This window comes from Gordonia sp. 'Campus', from assembly GCF_022206305.1.
GTDB lineage: Bacteria > Actinomycetota > Actinomycetes > Mycobacteriales > Mycobacteriaceae > Gordonia.
In genome coordinates, this window is the sequence record NZ_JAKOIW010000004.1 from 226537 (window position 1) to 249810 (window position 23274).

General features: G+C 68.2%; 22 protein-coding genes. 11 read left to right on the forward strand and 11 right to left on the reverse strand.

The window, feature by feature from the left end; genetic code table 11:
• Positions 1-89: 89 nt before the first annotated feature.
• The gene (locus tag MAY35_RS06490) at positions 90-578 is read left to right on the forward strand and encodes a carbonic anhydrase (RefSeq protein ID WP_238420053.1); all 489 of its coding nucleotides are present in this window, start codon (positions 90-92) and stop codon (positions 576-578) included.
• A gap of 9 nt (positions 579-587) precedes the next feature.
• On the opposite strand, the gene MAY35_RS06495 is transcribed toward MAY35_RS06490, so the two are convergent.
• Positions 588-770, reverse strand: a complete 183-nt coding sequence (locus tag MAY35_RS06495) for a hypothetical protein (protein WP_238420054.1) — start codon at positions 768-770, stop codon at positions 588-590.
• Positions 771-921: 151 nt separating this feature from the next.
• On the opposite strand from MAY35_RS06495, the gene MAY35_RS06500 reads away from it, so the two are divergent.
• Both MAY35_RS06500 and MAY35_RS06505 read left to right on the forward strand, forming a co-directional pair.
• Positions 922-3921, forward strand: coding sequence for a DEAD/DEAH box helicase (locus tag MAY35_RS06500; protein ID WP_238420055.1), 3000 nt, complete (start codon positions 922-924; stop codon positions 3919-3921).
• On the forward strand, positions 3918-4721 hold the full coding sequence (locus MAY35_RS06505; RefSeq protein ID WP_238420056.1) for a hypothetical protein: 804 nt from the start codon (positions 3918-3920) through the stop codon (positions 4719-4721). The genes MAY35_RS06500 and MAY35_RS06505 overlap by 4 nt, the downstream gene beginning before the upstream one ends.
• A 66-nt stretch (positions 4722-4787) precedes the next feature.
• On the opposite strand, the gene nrdF is transcribed toward MAY35_RS06505, so the two are convergent.
• From nrdF to nrdI, 3 genes are all read right to left on the reverse strand, one after another.
• On the reverse strand, positions 4788-5792 hold the full coding sequence (nrdF, locus tag MAY35_RS06510) for a class 1b ribonucleoside-diphosphate reductase subunit beta (protein WP_238420057.1): 1005 nt from the start codon (positions 5790-5792) through the stop codon (positions 4788-4790).
• A 75-nt stretch (positions 5793-5867) separates the two neighbouring features.
• Positions 5868-8063 carry a class 1b ribonucleoside-diphosphate reductase subunit alpha gene (nrdE, locus tag MAY35_RS06515; RefSeq protein WP_238420058.1) on the reverse strand — a complete coding sequence of 732 codons (2196 nt, stop codon included), beginning with the start codon at positions 8061-8063 and terminating at the stop codon, positions 5868-5870.
• A 101-nt stretch (positions 8064-8164) separates the two neighbouring features.
• Positions 8165-8629 (reverse strand): class Ib ribonucleoside-diphosphate reductase assembly flavoprotein NrdI, encoded by a 465-nt coding sequence (nrdI, locus tag MAY35_RS06520; RefSeq protein WP_238420060.1) that lies wholly within the window; start codon positions 8627-8629, stop codon positions 8165-8167.
• Between the two features lie 29 nt (positions 8630-8658).
• Between nrdI and MAY35_RS06525 the strand changes: the two genes are divergently transcribed.
• Positions 8659-8811 carry a hypothetical protein gene (locus MAY35_RS06525; RefSeq protein ID WP_238420061.1) on the forward strand — a complete coding sequence of 51 codons (153 nt, stop codon included), beginning with the start codon at positions 8659-8661 and terminating at the stop codon, positions 8809-8811.
• 10 nt (positions 8812-8821) lie between these two features.
• Here the strand turns inward: MAY35_RS06525 and MAY35_RS06530 are convergent, their stop codons facing one another.
• Together MAY35_RS06530 and MAY35_RS06535 are read right to left on the reverse strand one after the other, a co-directional pair.
• Entirely contained in the window at positions 8822-9055 is a 234-nt protein-coding gene (locus tag MAY35_RS06530) for a redoxin NrdH (protein WP_238420062.1), read from the reverse strand.
• Between the two features lie 411 nt (positions 9056-9466).
• The gene (locus MAY35_RS06535) at positions 9467-10024 is read right to left on the reverse strand and encodes an NAD(P)H-dependent oxidoreductase (RefSeq protein ID WP_238420063.1); all 558 of its coding nucleotides are present in this window, start codon (positions 10022-10024) and stop codon (positions 9467-9469) included.
• Positions 10025-10136: 112 nt separating this feature from the next.
• Here MAY35_RS06535 and MAY35_RS06540 point away from each other — a divergent pair, with 112 nt between their 5' ends.
• Both MAY35_RS06540 and hpxO read left to right on the forward strand, forming a co-directional pair.
• Complete coding sequence (locus tag MAY35_RS06540; RefSeq protein ID WP_238420064.1) at positions 10137-10763, forward strand: TetR/AcrR family transcriptional regulator; 627 nt, start codon at positions 10137-10139, stop codon at positions 10761-10763.
• Positions 10764-10839: 76 nt separating this feature from the next.
• Positions 10840-11997, forward strand: a complete 1158-nt coding sequence (gene hpxO / locus MAY35_RS06545; protein WP_238420065.1) for an FAD-dependent urate hydroxylase HpxO — start codon at positions 10840-10842, stop codon at positions 11995-11997.
• 17 nt (positions 11998-12014) lie between these two features.
• Here hpxO and eccB read toward each other — a convergent pair whose 3' ends face one another.
• On the reverse strand, positions 12015-13490 hold the full coding sequence (gene eccB, locus MAY35_RS06550) for a type VII secretion protein EccB (RefSeq protein WP_238420066.1): 1476 nt from the start codon (positions 13488-13490) through the stop codon (positions 12015-12017).
• A gap of 203 nt (positions 13491-13693) precedes the next feature.
• Here eccB and eccE point away from each other — a divergent pair, with 203 nt between their 5' ends.
• Positions 13694-15427 (forward strand): type VII secretion protein EccE, encoded by a 1734-nt coding sequence (gene eccE, locus MAY35_RS06555; RefSeq protein ID WP_238420067.1) that lies wholly within the window; start codon positions 13694-13696, stop codon positions 15425-15427.
• 43 nt (positions 15428-15470) lie between these two features.
• Here the strand turns inward: eccE and manA are convergent, their stop codons facing one another.
• The 3 genes from manA to MAY35_RS06570 all read right to left on the reverse strand — a co-directional run bounded on the left by manA (position 15471) and on the right by MAY35_RS06570 (position 18633).
• Positions 15471-16757, reverse strand: coding sequence for a mannose-6-phosphate isomerase, class I (gene manA, locus MAY35_RS06560; protein ID WP_238420069.1), 1287 nt, complete (start codon positions 16755-16757; stop codon positions 15471-15473).
• Positions 16754-17911: a hypothetical protein gene (locus MAY35_RS06565; RefSeq protein WP_238420071.1), complete on the reverse strand. Its 1158-nt coding sequence runs from the start codon at positions 17909-17911 to the stop codon at positions 16754-16756. Before MAY35_RS06565 ends, manA begins: the two co-directional genes overlap by 4 nt.
• 149 nt (positions 17912-18060) lie before the next feature.
• On the reverse strand, positions 18061-18633 hold the full coding sequence (locus tag MAY35_RS06570; protein ID WP_238420073.1) for a DUF3499 domain-containing protein: 573 nt from the start codon (positions 18631-18633) through the stop codon (positions 18061-18063).
• A 103-nt stretch (positions 18634-18736) separates the two neighbouring features.
• Here MAY35_RS06570 and MAY35_RS06575 point away from each other — a divergent pair, with 103 nt between their 5' ends.
• Positions 18737-19258: a metallopeptidase family protein gene (locus MAY35_RS06575; RefSeq protein WP_238420075.1), complete on the forward strand. Its 522-nt coding sequence runs from the start codon at positions 18737-18739 to the stop codon at positions 19256-19258.
• An 89-nt stretch (positions 19259-19347) separates the two neighbouring features.
• Here MAY35_RS06575 and MAY35_RS06580 read toward each other — a convergent pair whose 3' ends face one another.
• Complete coding sequence (locus MAY35_RS06580) at positions 19348-19605, reverse strand: WhiB family transcriptional regulator (protein ID WP_171011557.1); 258 nt, start codon at positions 19603-19605, stop codon at positions 19348-19350.
• 689 nt (positions 19606-20294) lie between these two features.
• On the opposite strand from MAY35_RS06580, the gene cofD reads away from it, so the two are divergent.
• The 3 genes from cofD to MAY35_RS06595 are packed head-to-tail and all read left to right on the forward strand — an operon-like array spanning position 20295 to position 23262.
• A complete protein-coding gene (cofD, locus tag MAY35_RS06585; RefSeq protein ID WP_238420077.1) occupies positions 20295-21332 on the forward strand; it encodes a 2-phospho-L-lactate transferase in 1038 nt (345 codons plus the stop codon).
• Complete coding sequence (locus MAY35_RS06590; protein ID WP_238420078.1) at positions 21329-22678, forward strand: coenzyme F420-0:L-glutamate ligase; 1350 nt, start codon at positions 21329-21331, stop codon at positions 22676-22678. Before cofD ends, MAY35_RS06590 begins: the two co-directional genes overlap by 4 nt.
• Positions 22675-23262, forward strand: coding sequence for an NUDIX hydrolase (locus tag MAY35_RS06595; RefSeq protein ID WP_238420079.1), 588 nt, complete (start codon positions 22675-22677; stop codon positions 23260-23262). The genes MAY35_RS06590 and MAY35_RS06595 overlap by 4 nt, the downstream gene beginning before the upstream one ends.
• The last annotated feature ends 12 nt before the right edge of the window (positions 23263-23274 follow it).

Below are 23274 nucleotides of genomic sequence, written 5' to 3' on the forward strand. Positions count from 1 at the left end.
GTGCGACATCTGCGGAGTCACCTCTGACAGTTCGGATCACCCCCGTCCAAACCCTCGCCGGGCCGGTGGGAACCCATCAGGATCAGCGCATGAGTGTCACCGACGAATACCTCGCCAACAACGCCGAATACGCCAAGACCTTCACCGGACCGCTACCTCTTCCGCCGGCCAAACATGTGGCGGTGGTGGCCTGCATGGACGCCCGCCTCGATGTTTACCGCATCCTGGGGCTGAACGAGGGCGAGGCCCATGTCATCCGGAACGCCGGAGGCGTGGTGACCGACGATGAGATCCGGTCGCTGGCGATCAGTCAACGACTGCTCGGCACCACCGAGATCATCCTGATCCATCACACCGACTGCGGCATGCTGACCTTCACCGACGACGACTTCAAACGGCAGATCCAGGACGAGGTCGGGCAGAAGCCGGCGTGGTCGGCCGAGGCGTTCGACGACCTCGACGACGACATCCGCCAGTCGCTGACCCGGATCCGGAACAGCCCGTTCGTCACCAAGACCACCTCGCTGCGCGGGTTCGTCTTCGACGTCGCGACGGGACTCCTGCGCGAGGTGTCCTGACCCGAGTACCTAGTCGTCCGCCGAGCCGCCGCCCTCGGAGCGCTGAACCGCTTCGGGGGCGTTCTCGCGGGTGGCCATGCCGCCGTCGCGACCGTGATCCTTCGGTCCGGGCGGGTCCTTCTGTACTTCTTCCTTCTGTACTTCTTCCGTCTGGGCCTCTGCTGAAGCCTTGTCCTTGCCGGACTGTGCCATCTCTGCCTCCTCGCTCGGGCGGCGTGCCCTCTTGTGAGACCTTCGGCGATACCCGGGCCGCCGCTCGCGCAAACGCGCGAGGAGCAGCGCACAGCCGATCGCGGGCACGGTTCGTGTCGGACGTCGCCGCTAGACTGGCCTGCGATTCTCGATGCCTACACACGCGCCACGAAGCGGGCAGACCTCACCGGACACGGCCCCCACGACTCGCACCACCGCACCCCTGCATGCCTTGTGGCGGCCGGGGATCGGGATGGCGGTCTGGGTCGACGGCGAGGTGTCCGACCTCCCGCAACCGCTGCGCGACGTCCTGTCCGGCCGGCGGTTCCGCAGCGAGATCCCCGTCGTCGACGCCGACGGCCGCCGACGATTCGTCCGGGCCGCGACGCTGGGCGTGACGTCGGCGGTCACGCTTCTCGACGCCTCGCGATCGGTTCCGGTGACCGGCGACGTGCGGTGGTACCGATACCTCCTCGATGGTGCGCGTGCGTTCATCGGCGCCGGCGCGGTGGTGCCGACGGTGGTGCAGGTCGCGGGCGAGTGGCTGATGCGGTGGTCGGCCATCCCGACCCCGACATGGCGCAGTTGGCACGCCGTCGTGGTGGGTGGTTCCCCGGACGCGTTGTCGGACAACGGATCGGTCGCCGCGCTGGACGACTTTCTCGCCGAGGCGATCGACCACGAGTGTCGGTCGACGATCGCTCGTTCGGCTGCCCGACTCGGGAATCCGGGCCCGGCGTCGCCCATCGTCCGTGCTCTCCTCCCCGACGCCGACTCGCGCCCGCCCAGTTCCCCCGAACGGCTCGCCGCCGCGTCCGGGAGTTGGTCGCGGTGGGGGGCGGGAGCGCCGCGCGACGATCGCTCGCTCATCCTGCGCCTGCACGAACCGGAGTACGACGACCCCGTGGACAGCCGGTGGGACGACCCATGGGACGACGACACGTTCGCGCCGCCCACCCGACACGAGGTCGCCGAATCGTCGCGGTGGCGTCTCCAGGTCTGTCGGCTGAGCGTCGACGGTCAGGTCGAACCCGTCGCCCCACATCGACTCGACGCGCACGAACTCGACGAGCTGACGACCGAACTGGCCACGGCTGTCCGTGAGTTCCCCGATCTCGCCCGCGCCGACCCGGATCGCACCTCGTTGGACTTCCTCCTCCCCACCGAGGTGGCCGAGGCGCTGTTCGCCACCGGTGCGGCCGCACTCGGCGCCGCCGGTATCCCCGTCCTGCTCCCCCGCACGATCGCCGAGGTCCGTCCCAGCCTCACCCTGCGCGCCCTCGCCCCACCAGGCGGCGGCGCCCCGGCGGCGATGGTCGGACTCCGCGAGATCCGCGAGTTCGAGTGGCGTCTCGCGCTGGGCGACTCGCCGGACGCGCTCACGCTCACCGACGCCGACCTCGACGAATTGTCCGGCCTGAAGGGCGATCTCGTCCGCGTCCGCGGCGTGTGGGTACGCGCCGAGGGTGCCGCGCTCACCCGCGCCGCCACCTTCGTCACGGCTCAGCGCGCGCTGGCGGCCACCGAACCCCCGAGCGACTTCGGCGAACTGTTCAACCTGGTCACCGGCGGCTCCGACCAGCTACCCGCTCCGGTCACCCGCGTCGAAGGGCTCTCCTGGCTCGACGACGTCGCCGAGACCGGCGCCCTCCGTCCCGACTCTGTCACTCCCCCTGAGCAGTTGGTCGCGACTCTGCGGCCCTACCAGCAGCGTGGCCTCGACTGGCTCGCACATCTGTCCACCCTCGGCGTCGGGGGCGTTCTGGCCGACGACATGGGGCTCGGGAAGACGCTGCAGGTCATCGCCCTCGAGTGCCATGAACGCCGTTCTGCCGCAACCGATACCGACACGCCCGTCGCACCCACGCTCGTCGTCTGCCCGATGTCTCTGGTGGGCAACTGGGCGCGGGAGCTCGCCCGATTCGCGCCGACCCTCCGTGTCGCCATCCATCACGGGCCTTCCCGCGCGTCGGGTGCCACCTTCGACGGGCTCCGTGATTCCGTCGACGTCCTCGTCACCACGTTCGCGATCGCCGGCCGCGATCACGAACTGCTGTCGACCAAGCCCTGGCACCGGATCGTCGTCGACGAGGCACAGCATCTCAAGAACGTGAACACGATCGCCGCGAAGGCCGTTCGGACGATCCCGGCCGCTCACCGGCTCGCCCTCACCGGCACGCCGGTGGAGAACCGGCTCGAGGACCTGCGCGCCGTCATCGACCTGGTCAACCCGGGCCTGCTCGGCTCGCCGTCGGTCTTCCGGGTCAGGTACGCCGAGCCCATCGAGCGGGACCGCGACCCGGCCGCGCTCCGCCGACTCTCCGCGATCACCCGGCCGTTCATCCTGCGACGTGAGAAGACCGATCCCGCCATCGCCGCGGACCTGCCGGAGAAGGCGGACTTCTCGGTGCGTGCCAACCTGACCGTCGAACAGGCTGCGCTGTATCGCGCGGTCATCGACGAGCTCATGGCGGCGTTGCGAGACAAACAGCAACGCACCCTGCGTCGCCGCAATGTGCTCGCCGCACTGACCCGCCTCAAGCAGGTGTGCAACCATCCCGCGCACTATCTCGCCGACGGTACCGACCTCGTTCGCGACGGCGAACATCGTTCCGGCAAGGTCGAATTGCTGGCCGACATCGTCTCCACCGTCGCCGACGAAGGAGATCGCGCGCTGGTCTTCACCCAGTTCGCCGCCTTCGGCGAGATGCTGTCGTCGTGGCTCGGCGAACAGTTCGGCACCGAGATCCCACTGCTCCACGGCGGTCTCGGTCGTACCGAACGCGACCGCCTCGTCGCCGACTTCCAGTCCGACGACGGCCCGCCGGTCCTGCTGGCGACGTTGAAAGCCGGTGGTACCGGCCTCAATCTGACGGCCGCCAACAACGTCATCCACGTCGATCGCTGGTGGAATCCCGCGGTGGAGGATCAGGCCACCGATCGCGCGTACCGCATCGGGCAGGATCAGAAGGTGTCGGTGCACCGTTTCGTGTGTGTCGGCACCATCGAGGAGCGCATCGACGACATGATCGCCAAGAAGCGCGAACTGTCCCGGCTGACGGTCGCGGCCGGCGAGAACTGGGTGTCCGACCTTGCCGACGATGAGCTGTTCGAGCTGTTCCGGCTACGCGACGAGGCGGTGAGCGAATGACCGTGCGCAAGAAGGGCACACAGCGCGCCTCGCGCGGGACCATCGCGGTCCGGGGGTATGGCCTGACGCCGTGGTCGCGCGCCTTCGTCGACGTGGTCGAGGGCCGGGGCACCGATGGTGAATCGGTCGCGGACAGCCGGCACATCACGAAGGCTCGCAGATACTTTCGCGATCGGCACGTCCGCGGCCTCCGGATCGGGGCCGGTCAGGTCTCGGCGTCGGTCGAGGGCACCCAACTCGATCCGTTCGACGTCATCCTGACCACCCGCAGCGTCGACACCGCGACGGTGGCCGGACTCCTCCGTGAGCGCGGGGCGGTCGAGGAGCTCATGCGGCTGACGCGCGGCGAGCAACCTCCGACGCTGGGTGAACTGCTGGTCCCGACGGAATCGGCGGACGTCGGCACCGACTGCACGTGCCCGGACGAGGCGCCACGCTGTATCCATGCGCTCGTCACCTGCTACGAGGTGGCCGCCGAGATCGACCGCTCTCCGCTGACGCTCCTCACCGTGATGGGCACCGATCTCCGTGCCCTGCTCGCAGAGATCGATTCGCGTCCAGCCGGTTCACCGGCCCCCGACGACGCCGGGCCATCGGACTCGCTGCGGCCGGACGACTTCTACGGCACCACGGCCACGCTGCCACCACTGCCGTCCCCGCCGCGCATGAACCCGCTGACCGCACTAGACGGTGCGGAATTGCGCGCCGCCCTGCGTGCGACCGGTGTGGCGCCCGCGGACATCGCCGAGACCGTCGACGAGCTGGGCGACCTGTACGACCGCCTCACCGCCGACGATTGACCCCCCGCGTTTCGTAGCAACAATGCGCGCCATAGGCACATTGTTGCTACGAAATCCCGAGTGGGACTAGAAGTCCCAGTCCTCGTCCTCGGTGTTGACCGCCTTGCCGATGACGTAGGAGCTGCCCGACCCGGAGAAGAAGTCGTGGTTCTCGTCGGCGTTGGGTGACAACGCCGACAGGATGGCCGGGTTCACGTCGGTCTCGTCACGCGGGAACATCGCCTCGTAGCCCAGGTTCATGAGGGCCTTGTTGGCGTTGTAGCGCAGGAACTTCTTGACGTCCTCGGTGAGACCGACCTCGTCGTAGAGCGTCTCGGTGTAATCGCTCTCGTTGTCGTACAGCTCGAACAGCAACTCGAAGGTGTAGTCCTTCAGTTCCTGGCGGCGCTCCGGGGTCTCGACCTCGAGTGCGCGCTGGTACTTGTAACCGATGTAGTACCCGTGCACCGCCTCGTCGCGGATGATGAGACGGATCAGGTCGGCGGTGTTGGTGAGCTTGGCGCGGCTCGACCAGTACATCGGCAGGTAGAAACCGGAGTAGAACAGGAAGGACTCGAGCAGCGTCGAGGCGACCTTGCGCTTGAGCGGGTCCTCGCCACGGTAGTAGTCCATGACGATCTGCGCCTTGCGCTGGAGCTGCGCGTTCTCCTCCGACCAGCGGAACGCCTCGTCGATCTCCTTGGTGGAACACAGGGTCGAGAAGATCGAGCTGTAGCTCTTGGCGTGCACCGACTCCATGAACGCGATGTTGGTGAGCACCGCCTCTTCGTGCGGGGTGGTCGCGTCCGGGATCAGCGACACCGCACCGACCGTGCCCTGGATGGTGTCGAGGAGCGTCAGGCCGGTGAAGACCCGCATGGTGAGCTGCTTCTCGTACTCGGTGAGCGTGCCCCACGACGGGATGTCGTTGGACACCGGCACCTTCTCGGGCAGCCAGAAGTTGCCGGTGAGGCGATCCCACACCTCGGCGTCCTTCTCGTCGGGGACGCGGTTCCAGTTGATCGCCGACACGCGGCTGACCAGCTTGATGGGCGCTCCGTCGGCGGGGCTGTGGCTTGCGGTGGAGGTCATGACTTTTCCTCGTCTAACGGGTGGGGTGGGTGCCGGGAGTCTCAGAGGTACTGAAAGTTGTTGTCTCGGAGAGGATCACAACATGCAGCTGACGCAGCCCTCCACCTCGGTCCCCTCGAGCGCGATCTGGCGCAGACGGATGTAGTACAGCGTCTTGATCCCCTTGCGCCATGCGTAGATCTGCGCCTTGTTGACGTCGCGAGTGGTGGCGGTGTCCTTGAAGAACAACGTCAGACTCAGACCCTGATCGACGTGCTGCGTGGCCGCGGCGTAGGTGTCGATGATCTTCTCGTACCCGATCTCGTACGCGTCCTGGTAGTACTCCAGGTTCTCGTTGGTCATGTACGGCGCCGGGTAGTAGACGCGACCGATCTTGCCTTCCTTGCGGATCTCGATCTTCGCGGCGACCGGGTGGATGGAGCTGGTCGAGTGGTTGATGTAGCTGATCGAACCGGTCGGCGGCACCGCCTGCAGGTTCTGGTTGTAGATGCCGTCGCGCTGGACGGCGTCTTTCAGCTCACGCCAGTCGTCCTGGGTCGGGATGTGGATTCCGGCCTGGCCGAACAGATCCCGTACCTTCTGGGTCTCCGGCTCCCACACCTGGTTGGTGTACTTGTCGAAGAACTCACCGCTGGCGTACTTCGACTTCTCGAAGCCGGTGAACGCCCGGCCCCGCTCTCGCGCGATCTTGTTCGACGCCCGCAGCGCGTGGAACAGGACCGTGTAGAAGTAGATGTTCGTGAAGTCAATGCCCTCGTCGCTGCCGTAAAAGACCCGCTCGCGCGCCAAGTATCCGTGCAGGTTCATCTGCCCGAGGCCGATGGCATGGGAGTTGTTGTTGCCGAACTCGATCGAGGGCACGGACGTGATCGAGGTCTGGTCACTCACCGCGGTGAGGCCCCGGATCGCGGTCTCGATGGTCTGACCGATGTCGGGTGAATCCATCGTCTTGGCGATGTTCAGCGACCCCAGGTTGCACGAGATGTCCTTGCCCACTTCGGCGTAGGACAGGTCGTCGTTGAAGGTCGACGGCGTCGACACCTGCAGGATCTCCGAGCACAGGTTGGAGTGCGTGATCTTGCCGTCGATCGGGTTGGCCCGGTTCACCGTGTCCTCGAACATGATGTACGGGTAGCCCGACTCGAACTGGAGCTCGGCGAGGGTCTGGAAGAACTCGCGCGCCTTGATCTTGGTCTTGCGGATTCGACGATCCTCGACCATCTCGTGGTACTTGTCCGTCACGTTGACGTCGGCGAACGGGACGCCGTAGACGCGCTCGACGTCGTACGGACTGAACAGGTACATGTCGTCGTTGGCCTTGGCCAGCTCGAACGTGATGTCGGGGATCACCACCCCGAGCGACAGCGTCTTGATGCGGATCTTCTCGTCGGCGTTCTCACGCTTGGTGTCGAGGAAGCGGTAGATGTCGGGGTGGTGGGCGTGCAGGTACACCGCACCCGCGCCTTGACGCGCGCCGAGCTGGTTGGCGTAGGAGAACGAGTCCTCGAGCAGCTTCATGATCGGGATGACACCCGAACTCTGGTTCTCGATCTTCTTGATCGGCGCGCCGTGCTCACGGATGTTGCTGAGCAGCAACGCGACTCCACCGCCCCGCTTGGACAACTGCAGTGCCGAGTTGATCGACCGGCCGATCGACTCCATGTTGTCCTCGATGCGGAGCAGGAAGCACGAGACCGGCTCACCACGCTGCTTCTTGCCGGAGTTGAGGAACGTCGGCGTCGCCGGCTGGAACCGGCCCGAGATGATCTCGTCGACGAGGTTGCGAGCGAGCGCGGTGTCGCCGTCGGCCAGGGTCAGCGCGACCATGCACACACGGTCCTCGAAGCGCTCGAGGTACCGCTTGCCGTCGAAGGTCTTCAGCGTGTAGCTCGTGTAGTACTTGAACGCCCCCAGGAAGGTCGGGAAGCGGAACTTCTTGCCGTAGGCGTGATCGAAGAGTTCGTTCACGAACGCACGGTCGTACTTCGCGAGGACCTCGGGCTCGTAGTAGTTCTCCTCGATGAGGTAGTCGAGCTTCTCGTCGCGGTCGTGGAAGAAGACGGTGTTCTGGTTGACGTGCTGCAGGAAGTACTGGTTCGCGGCCTCGCGATCCTTGTCGAACTGGATCTTGCCGTCGGCGTCGTACAGGTTGAGCATCGCGTTGAGCGCGTGGTAGTCGAGCTCGCCCGGCTCGTGGCCCGAGGGACCGGCGTGTACGCCCGACTTGCTGGCTGAAGTGGTGTCCGAGACGGCGGCGGCGGTGGGCGACACGACAGATGACTCCTGCAGGTAGTGGTGGCTGAAACCGAGGGCCGGTGCGGCCAGAGTATTGGTGGGGTGTGACAGGGGCCGGGCCGACGCTGGCGCGCAGGTCAGGCAGGCGAGGCGTGCAGCGACATGTCTGTCGCGAACGCCGGACTCAGGGCGAAGTCGGCGAGCCCCGCACGAACGCGGTCGACGTCGTCGGGCGTGCCCATCAGCTCGAATCGGTAGAGGTAGGGCACGCGGCATTTCCGCGCGATGATGTCGCCGGCGTAGCAGAACTCCTCGCCGAAGTTCGTGTTGCCCGCCGCGATCACCCCCCTGATCAGCGATCGGTTGTGCTCGTCGTTGAGGAAGCGGATGACCTGCTTGGGCACGTGACCGCCGGGTTGCCCCGTCGCCTTGCCGCCGCCGTAGGTCGGGCACACGAGCACATACGGCTCGTCCACACGGAAAACACCGGTCCGATCGAGCAGCGGGATGCGCACGGCGCGCATGCCCAGCTTCTCGACGAACCGGTGGGTGTTCTCCGAGACAGAGGAGAAGTACACGATCAACGGCGATACAGCCGCCATGTCTCCTCCAACGCTGCTCGGTCTCGTGGATGTCCCGCGCCCGACACTGCGGCGCGGGGGTCATGGTCTTCAACGCCGTGGGCGGCGCGACCATTTCCTCGATGGACTTCCGCGACGCGGCGGATCCGGCTTCCCCGTCGGACCTCGACCTGCGTCGCAAGCCGGCATCACCGTCGTGGTGACACCGACGGGTCAGGCTGCTGCGGTGGCGAGCGCCTTGATGCGGTCGGGACGGAAGCCCGACCAGTGGGAGTCACCGGCGACCACGACGGGCGCCTGCAGGTAGCCGAGAGCCATGACGTAGTCGCGCGCCTCGGGGTCCTCGGTGATGTCGACGACGTCGTAGGCCAGCCCCTGCTTGTCGAGGGCCTTGTAGGTGGCGTTGCACTGGACACATGCCGGCTTGGTGTAGACGGTGATCGACATTCGGTGGTGCTCCTCGGGTCGTAGTAATCGCCGGTGACGTGCGGTTTCCCAGCGTGAAGATAGTGATCCGCATCACCACCTCCGAGGCTTTCTCCGAGTGGTTCAACCGCAGCTCGTCGTCCGCCTGACTGGTAAAGCAAACACTACACCTAGTGGCTGACATTTCTGACCACCACAAGGGGTTGTGAATAACATTGATGGAAGACGTGCAGGTCGGAGCGGTGCACGATCACAAATCCGGGCGTGTCCACCGCGTGTTCGGCGTGTCGCTCACAAGTTGTCCCGAGGCGGTCCACAACATGTCCACCGACCATCCACATCCGGGGGCCAGCCCTTTCCCATCCCCGAACGCGACGCCGCCGCGCCGGGCCGGGGCCCGGACGCGGCGGCGTCGGTTCAAGGGGTGCGGACTCAGGCGCTGACAGCGACCTCGTCGACCAGTCGGGTCACCGAGGCGACGATCTGCTCCACGACGGTCGGGTCGGTGAGACCCCCCTCGGGCAGCGCCGGGATCTGCAATCCCAGATCGGCTTCCTCCACCGCGCGGCCGCCGGCCACACCCACGGACTTCCGGGTGTCCTCGCGCGTCCATGCCCCGCCGTACTGCCCCAGCGCCGCGCTCAGGACCGCGACGGGCTTACCGGAGAGGGCACCGACGCCGTAGGGACGCGAGAGCCAGTCGATGGCGTTCTTCAGCGCGGCCGGGATGGTGCCGTTGTACTCCGGGGTGGCGATCAGCACCGCGTCGGCCGCACCGACGACCTTGCGCAGCTCCTCGACACCGGCGTGGAGTCGATCCTCGACATCGATGTCCTCGCTGTAGAACGGCAGCGAGCCGAGGTCGTCGACCACAGTGATGTGCACACCGGCAGGGGCGTTGTCCGCCGCGATGTGCGCGAGCTGACGATTGACCGATGCAGCACGCAGACTTCCGACCAGGGCTACCAGTTCGACGACTCGGTCCGACATGTGATTCCTCTCGATGGGGCGCGGGGTCCGTGACGGACCGTGGCTACAGCATTCATTAACCGGACCAGGGTCCGATTGATTCCGGGTCGGGGTCAAGAGTTACGCTCATCACGTGCCGAATGGGCCCGACCACTCCCCGCTCCACATCTCGCTCGACTCGCCGGGGACCGAACGTGCCGACGCCGCGCGTAATCGGCGTCTGTTGCTGGCTGCCGCCAAGAATCTGATCGACCACCACGGCGCTGCCGCCGTGACGATGGAAGCGGTCGCCCGGGAGGCCGGTGTGGGCAAGGGCACGGTCTTCCGCCGCTTCGGCAGCCGCACCGGACTCATGCTCGCGCTCCTCGACCACAGCGAATCCGAGATCCAGCAGGCCTATCTGTCCGGTCCGGAACCGCTGGGGCCGGGCGCGCCCCCGCTCGATCGCCTCTGCGCTTACGGTCGCGCGCGCCTCAAGCTCACCGCCGATCACCTCGACATCCTGCTCGAGGCCGGGGCCGGCGCGGAGGACTTCATGACGCACCCGGTGGCCCGGACCTCCACTCAGCACGTACAGATCCTTCTGCGCCAGTTGGGTTTCGACGACGCTCTGGACTTCATGTCGCTGGCTGTGCAGGGTCCGCTCTCGGCCAGTTCGGTCCGCTACCTCATGGTCGACGTCGGCCTGGACCTCGAGACGATCACCGAGCAGTGGCAGGAGATGGTGACCGCACTCGTCGCCGGGCACGACCGCTTCTGAGCGCCGCCCACGACGACGGTGAGTGCTCGACCACTCGCCGCGCGCCGGGGCCCGCGGACACCTAGCCTTGGTTCCTGTGAAAGCAGTGATCATCGGTGCGGGGATGGGCGGGACGTCCGCGGCCATCGCGCTACGGCAGCTCGGACACGACGTCGAGGTGTATGAACAGGTCACCGAGAACAAGCCGGTCGGTGCGGCGATCTCGGTGTGGTCCAACGGTGTCAGGTGCCTCGATCACCTCGGTCTCGGCAACGAGACCGCCGCGCTCGGCGGGATCATCGACTCGATGAGTTACATCGACGCCTTCACCGGTGAGACGATGTGCCGTTTCAGCATGGCCCCGCTGATCGACGAGGTGGGCCGACGCCCCTATCCGATCGCGCGCGCCGAGCTGCAGCTCATGCTGATGAACGCCTTCGGTCACGACGACATCCACTTCGGCAAGAGAATGGTCGCCCTGCACGACGGGCCCGAGAACGCGACCGTCGAATTCGCCGATGGCACAACCGCATCAGGTGACATCGTGATCGCCGCCGACGGCGCGCGGTCACTGGCCCGCGATCACGTACTGGGTCGGGATGTCGAGCGACGTTACGCAGGCTACGTCAACTTCAACGGACTCGTGCCGATCGACGAACGCATCGGACCGGCAACCGAATGGACGACGTACGTGGGTGATTCGCGCCGCGTGTCGGTGATGCCGGTGGCCGACGATCGTTTCTACTTCTTCTTCGATGTCACCGTGCCCGAGGGCCTTCCGTTCGAACGCGGGGCCGCCCGCGACGTACTCGCGGAAGAATTCGCGGGCTGGGCACCGGGAGTGCAGACCCTCATCGAGACGCTGGACCCCGACACCACCAACCGGGTCGAGATCTTCGACGTCGACCCGTTCCACACCTGGATCAAGGGTCGGATCGCCCTGCTCGGCGACGCCGCCCACAACACGACCCCCGACATCGGGCAGGGAGGGTGCTCGGCGATGGAGGATGCCATCGCCCTGCAGTTCGCATTCCGCGACCATCCGGACGATCCGCTGGCGGCACTGTCGGCCTACGAGTCGTCGCGTACCGAGCGGGCCGCGGATCTTGTGCTGCGTGCGCGCAAGCGCAGCGACGTCACCCACGGCAAGGACCCCGAGGCCACCGCAGCCTGGTACGAAGAACTCCGGCACGAGGACGGCACGAACATCATCCGCGGCATCGTCGGCAACATCGTCGGGGGTCCGCTCACCTGAGCGGCGGACCGGCCGAATCACTCCTCCGCGGGTGCGAGGCCGGTGGTCTGTAGCCCGTCGTGGGCCACGAGCGCCGCGTCACGCGACAGCGTGGGACCGGGCGCGAGCAGGGACACGACCGACCATGGAGCTCTCGCGGGCGAGTCCCCGAGCCCCAACACCCCGCCCGTCTCGAAATCCGGAATGCCGAACCGTACGCCGGAATCGTTGACGTAGAACAGTGATTCGGTACGCGTGCTCGTCGGCTCGTCACCGGTCACCTGCAGGTACTCACCCGACCCCGGCGGTACGTACACCGCGTCCAGACCCGGGCCGGCACCGTCGGCGGAGGTGAGCCGCACCGGAATCGCATCACCGTCCAGCGGGAGCCCGCGGCCGGCGAGCAGGGTGGTCTGGGCGCGCGGCTCACCGCCACCGCGGGTCCAGGTCCGGCACAGCGTCGGATCGTCGCCGACGGAGAGCAGCGACGGTGAGAGTTCGGGGAAATCCGCGACCGGTACCGTGCGGACGTTCTCCAGCGCCGCCAGCCGTCCGGGCGGCACGGTGGCCACCGGCGCAGCGCCGTCGGAGTCGGCCAGCCGCAGGATCTCCGCCGTCGGGGCGCTGATCTCCTGCACACCGTCGCGCAGAACCAGGTGATACGTCGGCGTGTCGTCCACGCCGACCGATTTCACCACCGATCCCACGGTCGATCCCTCGACGGCCCCGGGCCGGCCGGCGCCGGGAATCGTGGGGACCTCGAGCGGGTCCACGAGAGGGAACGTGTTGAGCAGTCCCGCCGTCATCCGTCGTGGAGCGACGCCGTCGAGCCCGAGCGCCCGCAGAACCGGTGCGCTGCCGGTGTCGACGGAGGCGCGGACCGGACCCCATGCACCGTTCCGGAACAACTGGTACACCAGGAACGTCTCGGCGCCGTCGGTGACGAGCGCGGCGTCCGCGGGACGAGCGAGACCCACGGAGTCGTCGAGGTGCGGAGCGTCGGCGATGACCGTCTGTTCGATCGACTCGGTGGGGCCGTTCGTCGACACCGTCGACGAATCACACACCGTCCACGTGGAGGTGCCCGCATGGGTGGACCCCGGTAGCGACGCCGGCGCGCCGGGGATGCCGAGCAGCGGACCGCGCGGATAAGGCGACAACTTGTTGTCCCCCACCGACGTCGGCGACTCCGAGCTGCCGGTGATCAAGCGTGCCGAGGCGAGGTTCAGGACCGGGTGCAGAGTGTCGTCGATGAGCACGTAGGTGCTGCCGCTGTTCTTGCTGACGATGATCGAGGCGTCGCCGACCGACCCCTGGGGTCGGATGAGTCCCCAGATCCCACACCCGCCGAGAACCAGCAAGCCGAGGACGGTTCCGACGAGGAGCGCCTGCAGCTGCGACCGCATCGGATCGTGCAGCATGCGCACGTCGCGCCGGACGAGTGCGTGCTCGAGCCGCTTGATGAGGAAGCGGTAGCCGTTGACCTGGGCCTTGGTCGTCAGCTGACGTGCCACGACTCCCCCTGTCCGAACCCGTCTCCCCGTCGCAGCGCAGCGTCGGCGGGAAAGGGTTGTGATCTCCTGCGGCATACCCCCTGCCGCGCGGTAGTAGCCTAACCGACAACCGGGCCCCCGACGTGTGGGGCTCCACTGCCTGTGCACACCCGCGAGAGGCGGGTGAACAGGTGATCGGCGACGGTGATCGAGGGGGTCGAACCGTGGATCGGAACACGCGCGCGATGGGACTGCGCACGTTCGTGGTGATCGAAGTGGTCCTCGCGACCGGGTTGGTGGCCTGGGCGCTGTCCGGTCACCTGTGGGGAGTGTCGGCCCTCGTCGTCGCGGCGATCGGCGCGGCCGGACTCGTCTCGATCGGCGGCCGTCGGTCGCTGTTCGGCCGGGCCGGCGGGCGGCTGGTGTTCTCCTGGTCCAGGATGCGTCGCGACCACGCGGACCTCGCACCTGCGCCGTTCGACATCCCACTGCCCGCGCCTGCGGCCCACGCCGCGGCCCGCCGGTCGTCGGCCCCGACCACCATCGGCGCGCGGTGGGTCGGGGACACCCTCGTGACGGTCGTCCGGGTCGATCCGGGCGCACCCGCGGTCACCTACCTGACGCCGGGGAACAACACCCTGGGCGACGAGACCGGGCAGGTGGTGCCGCTGGACGTCCTGGCCGAGTGCATCAGTCCCTACGACATCCGTCTCAGCTCGATCGAGGTGGTCAGTTCCGGTGTGCGCGTATGGGGTTCGGGTGTCGCCCCGACCACCTACGAACGCACGCTCGGCCCGTTGTCGGCGACCGCACAGCGGTCCGTGCTGGTGGTCCTCCGCCTCAACCCCCTCGACTGTGCCGATGCCGTGGCCCGCCGCGGTGGTGGCGCGACCGGCGCTTTGCGGACCGCGACCATCACCACCCGGCGGGTGGCGAAAAGACTGGCGGAGAAGGGTCTGTCGACGACCATCCTGTCCGCCGCCCAGATCACCGCCATCACCACGCAGCTGACCGAGGGCGCTCCGCTGGAATCGCTGTCGGAAGAGTGGGACTCCGTCGGTGTGACCGGCCTGCAGATGCGCAGTGCCGCCATCGAACCCGCGGCGCTGCCCGACGTCTTGCGCACCATCTGGGTCAATCCCGCGGTGTCCACGACGGTCACCCTCCGGCTCCGTCACGTCGACGCCGAGCACCGACGCCGAACCGATCGTGCGACGGTCGAGGTGTCCGGCTTCGTTCGATTCAACGAGTTCCCCACCGCTGCGCGGGTTCTCACCGAGTGGCCGGCGGGTCTGACACCACTCGACGGACGGCAGTTCGATGCCCTGGCCGTCAGCCTGCCGATCGCCACGCCGGGTCGTCTGGACCGGAACGTACCCTCGCTCACCGGACCGGACGCCGAGGCGTTCCTGTCCTCGACCCGGCTGCCGGCAGGCGGCTGCGGGCAGCTCATCGGCGCCGACCACGCGGGCCGGGCCGTGGCCACCCGGCTGGTCGGACCGGGGATCTCGACGGTCTCGGTTGCCGCGGGCATCCACGTCGTCGCCCAGATCGCCCTGCGGGCCGTCGCCGTCGGCGCGGCGGTTCGCGTCCACACCGACCGGCCCCACCGGTGGACGCCACTGGTCACCGCGGTCGGCGACCCGAGCGCGTTGTCGCTCTCCGCGGACCGGACGCCGCCCCGGGCCGGACCGGCGCTGATCATCGTGGACGGGGTGTCACCGCCCCCGCCCCAGCCGGACACCACGAGGATGATCGTCGTGGCCCCCGGTCTCGCCGACCCCGCCGACGGCGCGACGGTCGCGCTTCGACAGAACCCGCGGACACCGCAGGACATCACGCTGGACGCGGGCGGTCAGCCGGTGCTTGTGACGATGGTGGCGACTCCCGACGAATGGAACCTGATCGGCGGATACCCCGAACCTGCGGCCTCACAGGCACAACCGGTTCGACGCTGAGCGTCCACGACCCCGGGTACCACCAGGGACCGTGCCGACCGATCTACTCGGCGGCGGAGGCGAATGATGACGGGACCTCGGGATTGGCGTCCGCGGCCACCGGGACCAGGGCGCGATAGAACACCGCCCGAGCCGATGCCGCGCGGACGATGACATCCGGATCGTCGTCGGTGATCCACATCGCCCGGCCCGCGCTCACCGTCAACGGCGCGCCGCCGGCGGGCCGCACCTCGATCGCGCCGCTGAGAACGGCGAGGATCTGGGGGCCCGGCATGTCGAAGCAGATCGACGAGGCATGCCGCAGACCGGTACCGTCCAATTCGACTCGCGACAGCCGGAACTCGGGCGCCGGGGTGAGATAGACACGTTCGGCACCGATGGTCCGGACCTCCGGCGACAGCGCGGCGACATCGACGGGCGTGAAGTCCAGGACGCGCAGCAATTCGGGGACGTCGATGTGCTTGGGCGTCAGGCCGCCGCGCAACACGTTGTCCGAGTTGGCCATGATCTCCACGCCGGTGCCGCGGAGGTAGGCATGGAGATTGCCCGCCGCGAGATACAGCCCCTGGCCGGGTTCGAGGTGAATGTTGTTGAGCAGCAGCGAGGCCAGCACGCCCGGATCGTTCGGGTACGCCTCCCCGAGTTCGCACACCGTACGCAGCTCGGACGTGAACTCGGACTCCCCCGCGCTCAGGGCATCGACCGCCCCGCCGAGCACGGCGGGTACCAGCTGCCGCAGCAGCGACTCCGGCAAGGTGAGCCATGTGGTGAACAGGGCACGCAGCCCCTCTGAATCAGGCTGCCCGGCAAGCATTCCCAGGTAGGGGTCGAGTGCACTGACCTGCAATTCGCGCAGCAGTCGGATGGTCTGCTCGGGTGCGCGGAAACCGGCCAGCGCGTCGAACGGGGTGGTGGCGACGATCAGTTCCGGCTTGTGCCAGGGATCGCGGTAGTTCCGATCCCGTGCGTCGAGTGCGACGCCGCGGGCGTTCTCCCGCTCGAAGCCCGCGCGCGCCTGCTCCGACGAGGGGTGCGCCTGCAGCGACAGCGGCTCATCCGCGGCGAGCACCTTCAGCAGGAACGGGAGCCGATCGCCGAATGCCGCGGTACAGGACGGTCCGAGGCAGCCGATCGGATCCGAGTCGATCACGTCGACGAGGTCCTGACCGACCCCGGCGACGTCGACACATCGGGCCGATCCCGCCGGATGGGAACCGAACCACAGCTCGGCCTCCGGGTGCGCGGACGGCACCGGTCTGCCCTGCATGGACGCGATCGCCGTACGTGAGCCCCATGCATAGGGGCGCACCACACCCTCGATGATCCTCATTGCATCGTGTTCCCAACCAGACGGAGGTACACCGCCGCCATCTCGATCCGTAGCGCCACGATCAGGAAATCCAGCATGTCCCCCGGGCCGTCGGCCACCGGATCCTCCCCCGGCGCCGGGCGCCGGTCATCCCACTGCTGCACGGGCCCGCCCCCGGCGGCCGGCGCGGTCTCGGCCGGTTCGCCGCCGACCAGCAGATCGACGTCCCCCAGACCGGTCACCCGCTGTCGCGTGTACCACTCGCGGCGCGCGGTCGAGACGACCTGCACACGGGGAGCGGCCGACTGCGGCGGACCGTCGAACTCGGGGTCGTAGAAGATCGAGTCCGCGACCGGCGCGGCGTCACCGCGCATCGCGAGCAGCTGGGTCATCCGCGACACGTCCGCGAGTTCGGCCGCCGCGCTGACGATTCCGGACAGGCCGACCAGACCCGAAGCCGCATGGCGGGCGATGACGGCGCCGCCCGGACTGTCCGCGGTCCACACGGTGGGACGACCCTGGACGCGCAGGGCGAGCGATTTGGCGCGGTTGCGGAACGCATCGCGGTCGGGATGGCCCGCTGAGGCCTCGGCGTCGAGCGCGTCGGCCAGGTCGTCGAGTTCGGGGGCCGTTCCGGTGAACCGCACCTGCGTGAGTGACCGGAACACGGCGAGCAGCGCGGCGGCGAAACCCACGAAACGAAAGCGCGGCTCGATGTCGAATCGCGGTGAGAGATCGATGGCGTTGCCGCCCAGCGCATCCTGTAATGGTCCGGCGATCGGCGCGATGACGACCACCTCGGCGCGTCGGCGCAGGGCACGGGCCGCGGCATCGGCGAGGGCCATGTCACCCGCGTCGTCACCGGCCACCACGACCACATCGAGCGGACCCGTCCAGCCGGGTAGCACCGGACCGCTGACCACCGGCACATCCACCCGGGAGGCCAGCGTCGCGACGGCGAACTCCGCCGCACGGTGCGACACACCGCTGGACCCGTGGACAACGACCACGCTCCGGGGACGCAGATCGGACAGTGGCGCCAGGACCCCTTCGCGCACCGCCTCCGCCACCGCACGCACCTGGGCGCCGGCGAGGGCCACGGCCCTCAGCAATCCGTCGACGTCGGCCGAGATCAGCTCCTCGGCGTTGTCGAGGTCGGGGAAACCGGTGCGCATGTCACCAGGGTAGCCAGCTCGCCGGGTCGGCGCGCACGTACGCGGCACAGTCCCCGGAAGCGTGGAGTACGCGGCCGAACCCGCACCACCGAAGTGGTCACCCCCGACGGCGACAACGGGTTCCACGCCCCCCGCGTGGTGGTGACCGGTCAGTCGACCGGGTCCGGCAGCACCCGGAGGTGTCCGCGCCGGCCCGGACGAGGACGGGTCTGATGACGCGGCGCACCGGAGCCCGGCGCGGGCTGCGACGTCGGGTCGACCGGCCCGGCCCGGTGCCGCCCGGACCGACGGTCCTCGACGGACCCGAAGCCGCCACCGGTCGCGTCGAACTGCTGTCGAGCGCGCTCGACGGGGCCATCCGGACCCACCCCGGCGAAACGCGGGTCGTCGAAAGCGTCGAGTGTGTCGATCGGACCCCGGTCGACGAAGCGCGGGCGTCCGCCACCGGCGACCGCACCGGCCTCCCGGACCGCTTCCGCCAGTGCCGTCAGTTCCTGATCCTCGGCCGGCGGTGCGGAGAAGCCGCGCTCGCTGCGCAGCATCTCCCAGCCCCTCGGGACCGTGATGCGTCGGGCGTGGTCGTCGCACAGATCCCAGGAGTGCGGCTCTTCCGACGTCGCGAGCGGACCGATGACCGCGGTCGACTCTGCGTAGACGAAGGTCAGGGTAGCCACCGCAGATCGGGCGCAGCCGGGTCGGCAGCACAGACGGGGAAGCTTCACGTGACGAGATTAGCCCTCGGCGCTCGCAACCACGTCGGCGACACGCTCACGGGGACGGCTACCGGACGAGACACGGGTTCCTCCGACCTCCTACACTCTCGCCATGCGTATCGACCCCAAGCCGACTCCTCGCGGCGCATCCGGCGTGCCGGGGCCGCGACGGGGTCGACGCCGCGCGGGTCGTCATCGCGATCGACGCGGACGTGGGCTCCGCTCGCCGTTGCTCCCGCAGGGCGTGCCCGCGCACAACAGCCGCTCCGACGAGTTCGACGCGGTGGCGCTCGAGGCCTTCGCGGAGATCGACGCCCAGTGGCATGACCAGATCGCCGGCCTCGACATCGCGGTGGACGAGATCCCCCGCCTGCTGCCCAAGGACCCGGAGACCGTCGAGTGGCCCGACGAGGTGACCGCCGACGGTGCCGTACCGCTGGCCCGGTTGATCCCGGCGGGGATGGACGTCAGCGGAGCGCCGACCAGGGCTCAGATCATCCTCTTCCGCCGCCCCCTGGAGGCGCGGGCGAAGAAGGGCACCGAGTTGCTGGACCTCATCCACGAGGTCCTCGTGCAGCAGGTGGCGACCCATCTGGGTGTCGACGAAGACACCATCGACCGCGGACCAGAGTGATCCGCGGTCGATAGGCGCGTCTGAGGGGACCGTGGGTCCCGGGCGCCGGGGATGGTGATGCGCCGCCGGAAGTCCGGCGAACGCGTCGTTCAGATGATGCCGCGCTTGAGGCGACGGCGTTCACGTTCGGACAGTCCGCCCCAGATGCCGAACCGTTCGTCGTTGTGCAATGCGTATTCGAGGCACTCGGACTTCACCTCGCACCCCTGGCAGATCCGCTTCGCCTCACGCGTCGATCCGCCCTTCTCGGGGAAGAACGCCTCGGGGTCGGTCTGCGCGCAGAGCGCGCGGTCCTGCCACTGTTCCTCGACGGCGTCGAAGAGATCGTCGAAGTCGTTGGGTACCAACGAGAGATGACGGCGGCTCGCGTCGGTGTCGTCGGCGGGATGCTCCACCGGCGTGGCCAGATCGGTCCCGACTCCGGCGAGCGGAGCGACAGCGGTGCCGCCGATCATCGAATCGTCAACGGGGCCAAGGGTGTTGTACTCGGCAATGAATTGCGGGCGATCATGTGGTTCAAGCGGATTGCCGATCGGGTTTTCCAAAGCCATCGTCGGCGCCTCCTAGCTCGGGATGTTGGTAGTTTCTGCGTCCTCTGCGAACACGGCCTGCGAGCCGCACCCACCACTGTTGCCACACCACTTGTACTACGGGTCGGGAAACCACCCTCACCATTCGTACACAGCGCCCGAGCGACGGCCCGCGAAGTGCCGGTACCGACCCTCACCCGAGTTCGAACATATGATCGAATCCGTTGGAGTCCAGCGGTTTTCGATCTCGAAGGTTCTCGATCTCAAACTCGGAATGACACTGATGTGATTACACACGCCGGAGGCGGTCGCGGTCAAGTTGAAGACAAAGATTCCCTAATACCACCGGGATCCGACATCGGTGTGACTCGACACGACTTCTCGCGCAGAGCGCTACGAAGATCACACCGATCCGACGGTGGCCCCGGCATCGGGGTCCGCGCCGACAGCCGCTGACCGCCGTCACACGCCGACCACTAGAGTGGCGGTGTGAAGGGATACCTGCTGTGAAGGTGACCGTACTCGTCGGGGGCGTCGGAGGTGCTCGATTCCTCCTCGGACTGCGCGAACTGCTCGGTCCGACGGCATTCCCGTTACCCCAGGACGACGCGCCCCAAACCCACCCGAGCGACCACGACATCACCGCGATCGTGAACGTCGGCGACGACGCATGGATGCACGGCGTGCGGATCTGTCCCGATCTCGACACCTGCATGTACACGCTCGGCGGCGGTATCGACCAAGAGCGCGGATGGGGCCGGCGCGACGAATCATGGCACGCCAAGGACGAACTCGCGGCCTACGGAGCAGATCCGGACTGGTTCGGCCTCGGTGACCGCGACCTCGCGACGCATCTGATCCGCACGCAGATGCTCGATGCGGGATACCGCCTCTCTGACGTCACCGCGGCCCTGTGTCGGAGATGGAGCCCCGGGGTGCGCCTGCTGCCGGTCACCGACGACCGGCACGAGACGCACGTGGTCGTCGCGAAGCCCGACGCCGAGGACGGCGAACGCGTGGCGATCCACTTCCAGGAGTGGTGGGTGCGGCACCGGGCCCAGATCCCGTCTTTCGGTTTCGCCCAGGTCGGATCGGACGACACCGCACCGGCTCCCGGTGTGCTCGACGCGATCGCCGAGGCCGACGTCATCCTCCTCGCGCCGTCGAACCCCGTCGTGAGCATCGGCGCGATCGTCAGTGTCCCGGGAATGCGCAGCGCACTCCGACAGACCAAGGCGCCGGTCGTCGGCATCTCGCCCGTGATCGACAACCGTCCCCTGCGCGGCATGGCCGACGAATGCTTGTCCGTGATCGGCGTCGAGTCGTCGGCGCAGGGCATCGCCGAGCACTACGGCGCGCGCAGCGGGAACGGGATTCTCGACGGCTGGCTGATCGCCGACGGCGACCATGCGTCCGTCGACGGTATCGCGATCGGTGCGGCTCCCCTGCTGATGACCGATCCGGCGGCGACCGCCCAGATGGTCCGCGCCGCGTGCGCACTGGTCGACGTGCGTCTGCCCGACACGAATGCGGGCACCGCGTGACGGCTCGTCCGGATCATCGCGCTCCCGGGAGCTTGGAGATCCGACCGGTCACCGACCTGCCGGAGTTCACCCCCGACTCCGATGTCGCCGCCGAGATCCTCGCCGCCGCACCGTGGTTGGAGTCGGGTGATGTGCTGGTGGTCACGAGCAAGATCATCTCCAAGGCCGAGGGGCGGATGGTCGATGCACCCACCGACCCCGAGGAACGCGATGCGCTGCGCCGACGGCTCGTCGAGGCGGAATCGGTGCGCGTGCTCGCCCGCAAGAACCGCACCCTGATCACCGAGAACCGGCTGGGTCTGGTGCAGGCCGCCGCGGGCATCGACGGTTCCAACGTCCGTTCGGATCAGCTCGCCCTGCTCCCGGAGGACCCCGACCGCAGTGCCGCACAGTTGCGGCGCGCCATCGGCGAGGCCGCGGGCATCGACGTCGCGGTGCTCATCACCGACACGATGGGTCGCGCCTGGCGCACCGGTCAGACCGACGTGGCGATCGGCGCGGCGGGTATCGCCGTCACCCACCCTTACGAGGGTGGGGTGGACGATTACGGCAATCCCCTCGTCGTCACCGAGATCGCGGTCGCCGACGAACTCGCCGCAGCCGCCGACCTCGTGAAGGGCAAGCTCGCCGCGGTACCGGTCGCCGTCGTACGCGGCTTCGCGCCGGCCGACAACGGCACGGCCGCAGCCGACCTCATCCGGCCGCACGAGGAGGATCTGTTCCGGCTCGGTACCGAAGAGGCCATCGCGCAGGGACGTCGGGAGGCCATCCGCACGCGGCGTTCGGTCCGCTCCTTCGACGACCGTCCGGTCGATCCCGACCAGCTCCGTACCGCCCTCGGTGAGGCCCTCACCGCGCCGGCACCGCACCACACCCATCCCGTCCGGTTCGTGTGGGTCCGTTCGGATTCGCGCCGCCGGGAGCTGCTCGACGCGATGACCGACGACTGGCGCGCCGATCTCGAATCCGACGCGAAGACCCGCGAGTCCATCGACAAGCGTCTGCGACGCGGTCAGATCCTCTACGACGCCCCGGAGCTGGTCATCCCGTTCCTGGTGCCCGACGGCGTGCACGAGTATCCCGACGACCGCCGTAACGCCGCCGAGCACACCATGTTCACGGTCGCGGCCGGGGGCGCGGTCGCCACCTTGCTGACCGCGCTGTCGGTCCGCGAGATCGGGAGCTGCTGGGTGGGATCCACCATCTTCGCAGCGCCGACCGTCCGTCGCGTTCTCGATCTGCCCGCGTCCTGGGAGCCACTCGGGGCGGTCGCCATCGGCCATCCGCTCCATCCGGCGCCGCTGCGCGATGCCGCACCGACCCGGGACTGGGTGATCGAACTGTGAGCGCGGGGTCGCTGCACGCATCCGCGGTGCAGGCCCTGACCGGTTGGGAGACACCCGATCCCAACCAGGACAGCATCCGGCACGCCTACCTGGCATTCCTCGCGGCATCGCCCGACGCCTGCCTACGTGCCTGCACTGCAGGACATCTCACGGGGTCGGCCATCGTCTTCGACGCCGACCGCCGACACGTCCTGCTGACCCTGCACCCCCGGGTGGGCAGATGGATTCAGCTCGGCGGTCACTGCGAGCCGTCCGACACCACGATCGCCGACGCCGCGCTCCGGGAGGCCCGGGAGGAATCCGGCATCCCCGGACTCGAACTCGACACGACCCGAGACGGCGGGCCGGGGGACGGCATCGTGCACCTGCACACGCACCCGATCACGTGCTCGCTCGGTGTGCCGACGCGTCATCTCGATGTCCGGTATCGGGTGATCGCGGCGCCGACGCCCGACGGCGGGCTGCCGGAGTTCGTGCGCAGCGAGGAATCGGTGGACCTGCGCTGGTGGCCGGTCGACGCCCTGCCGCTCGACGTCGGCGATGACATCGCGACGCTCATCGAGGCCGCCACCACCGCCCCCTGAGCTGCGAGCGTC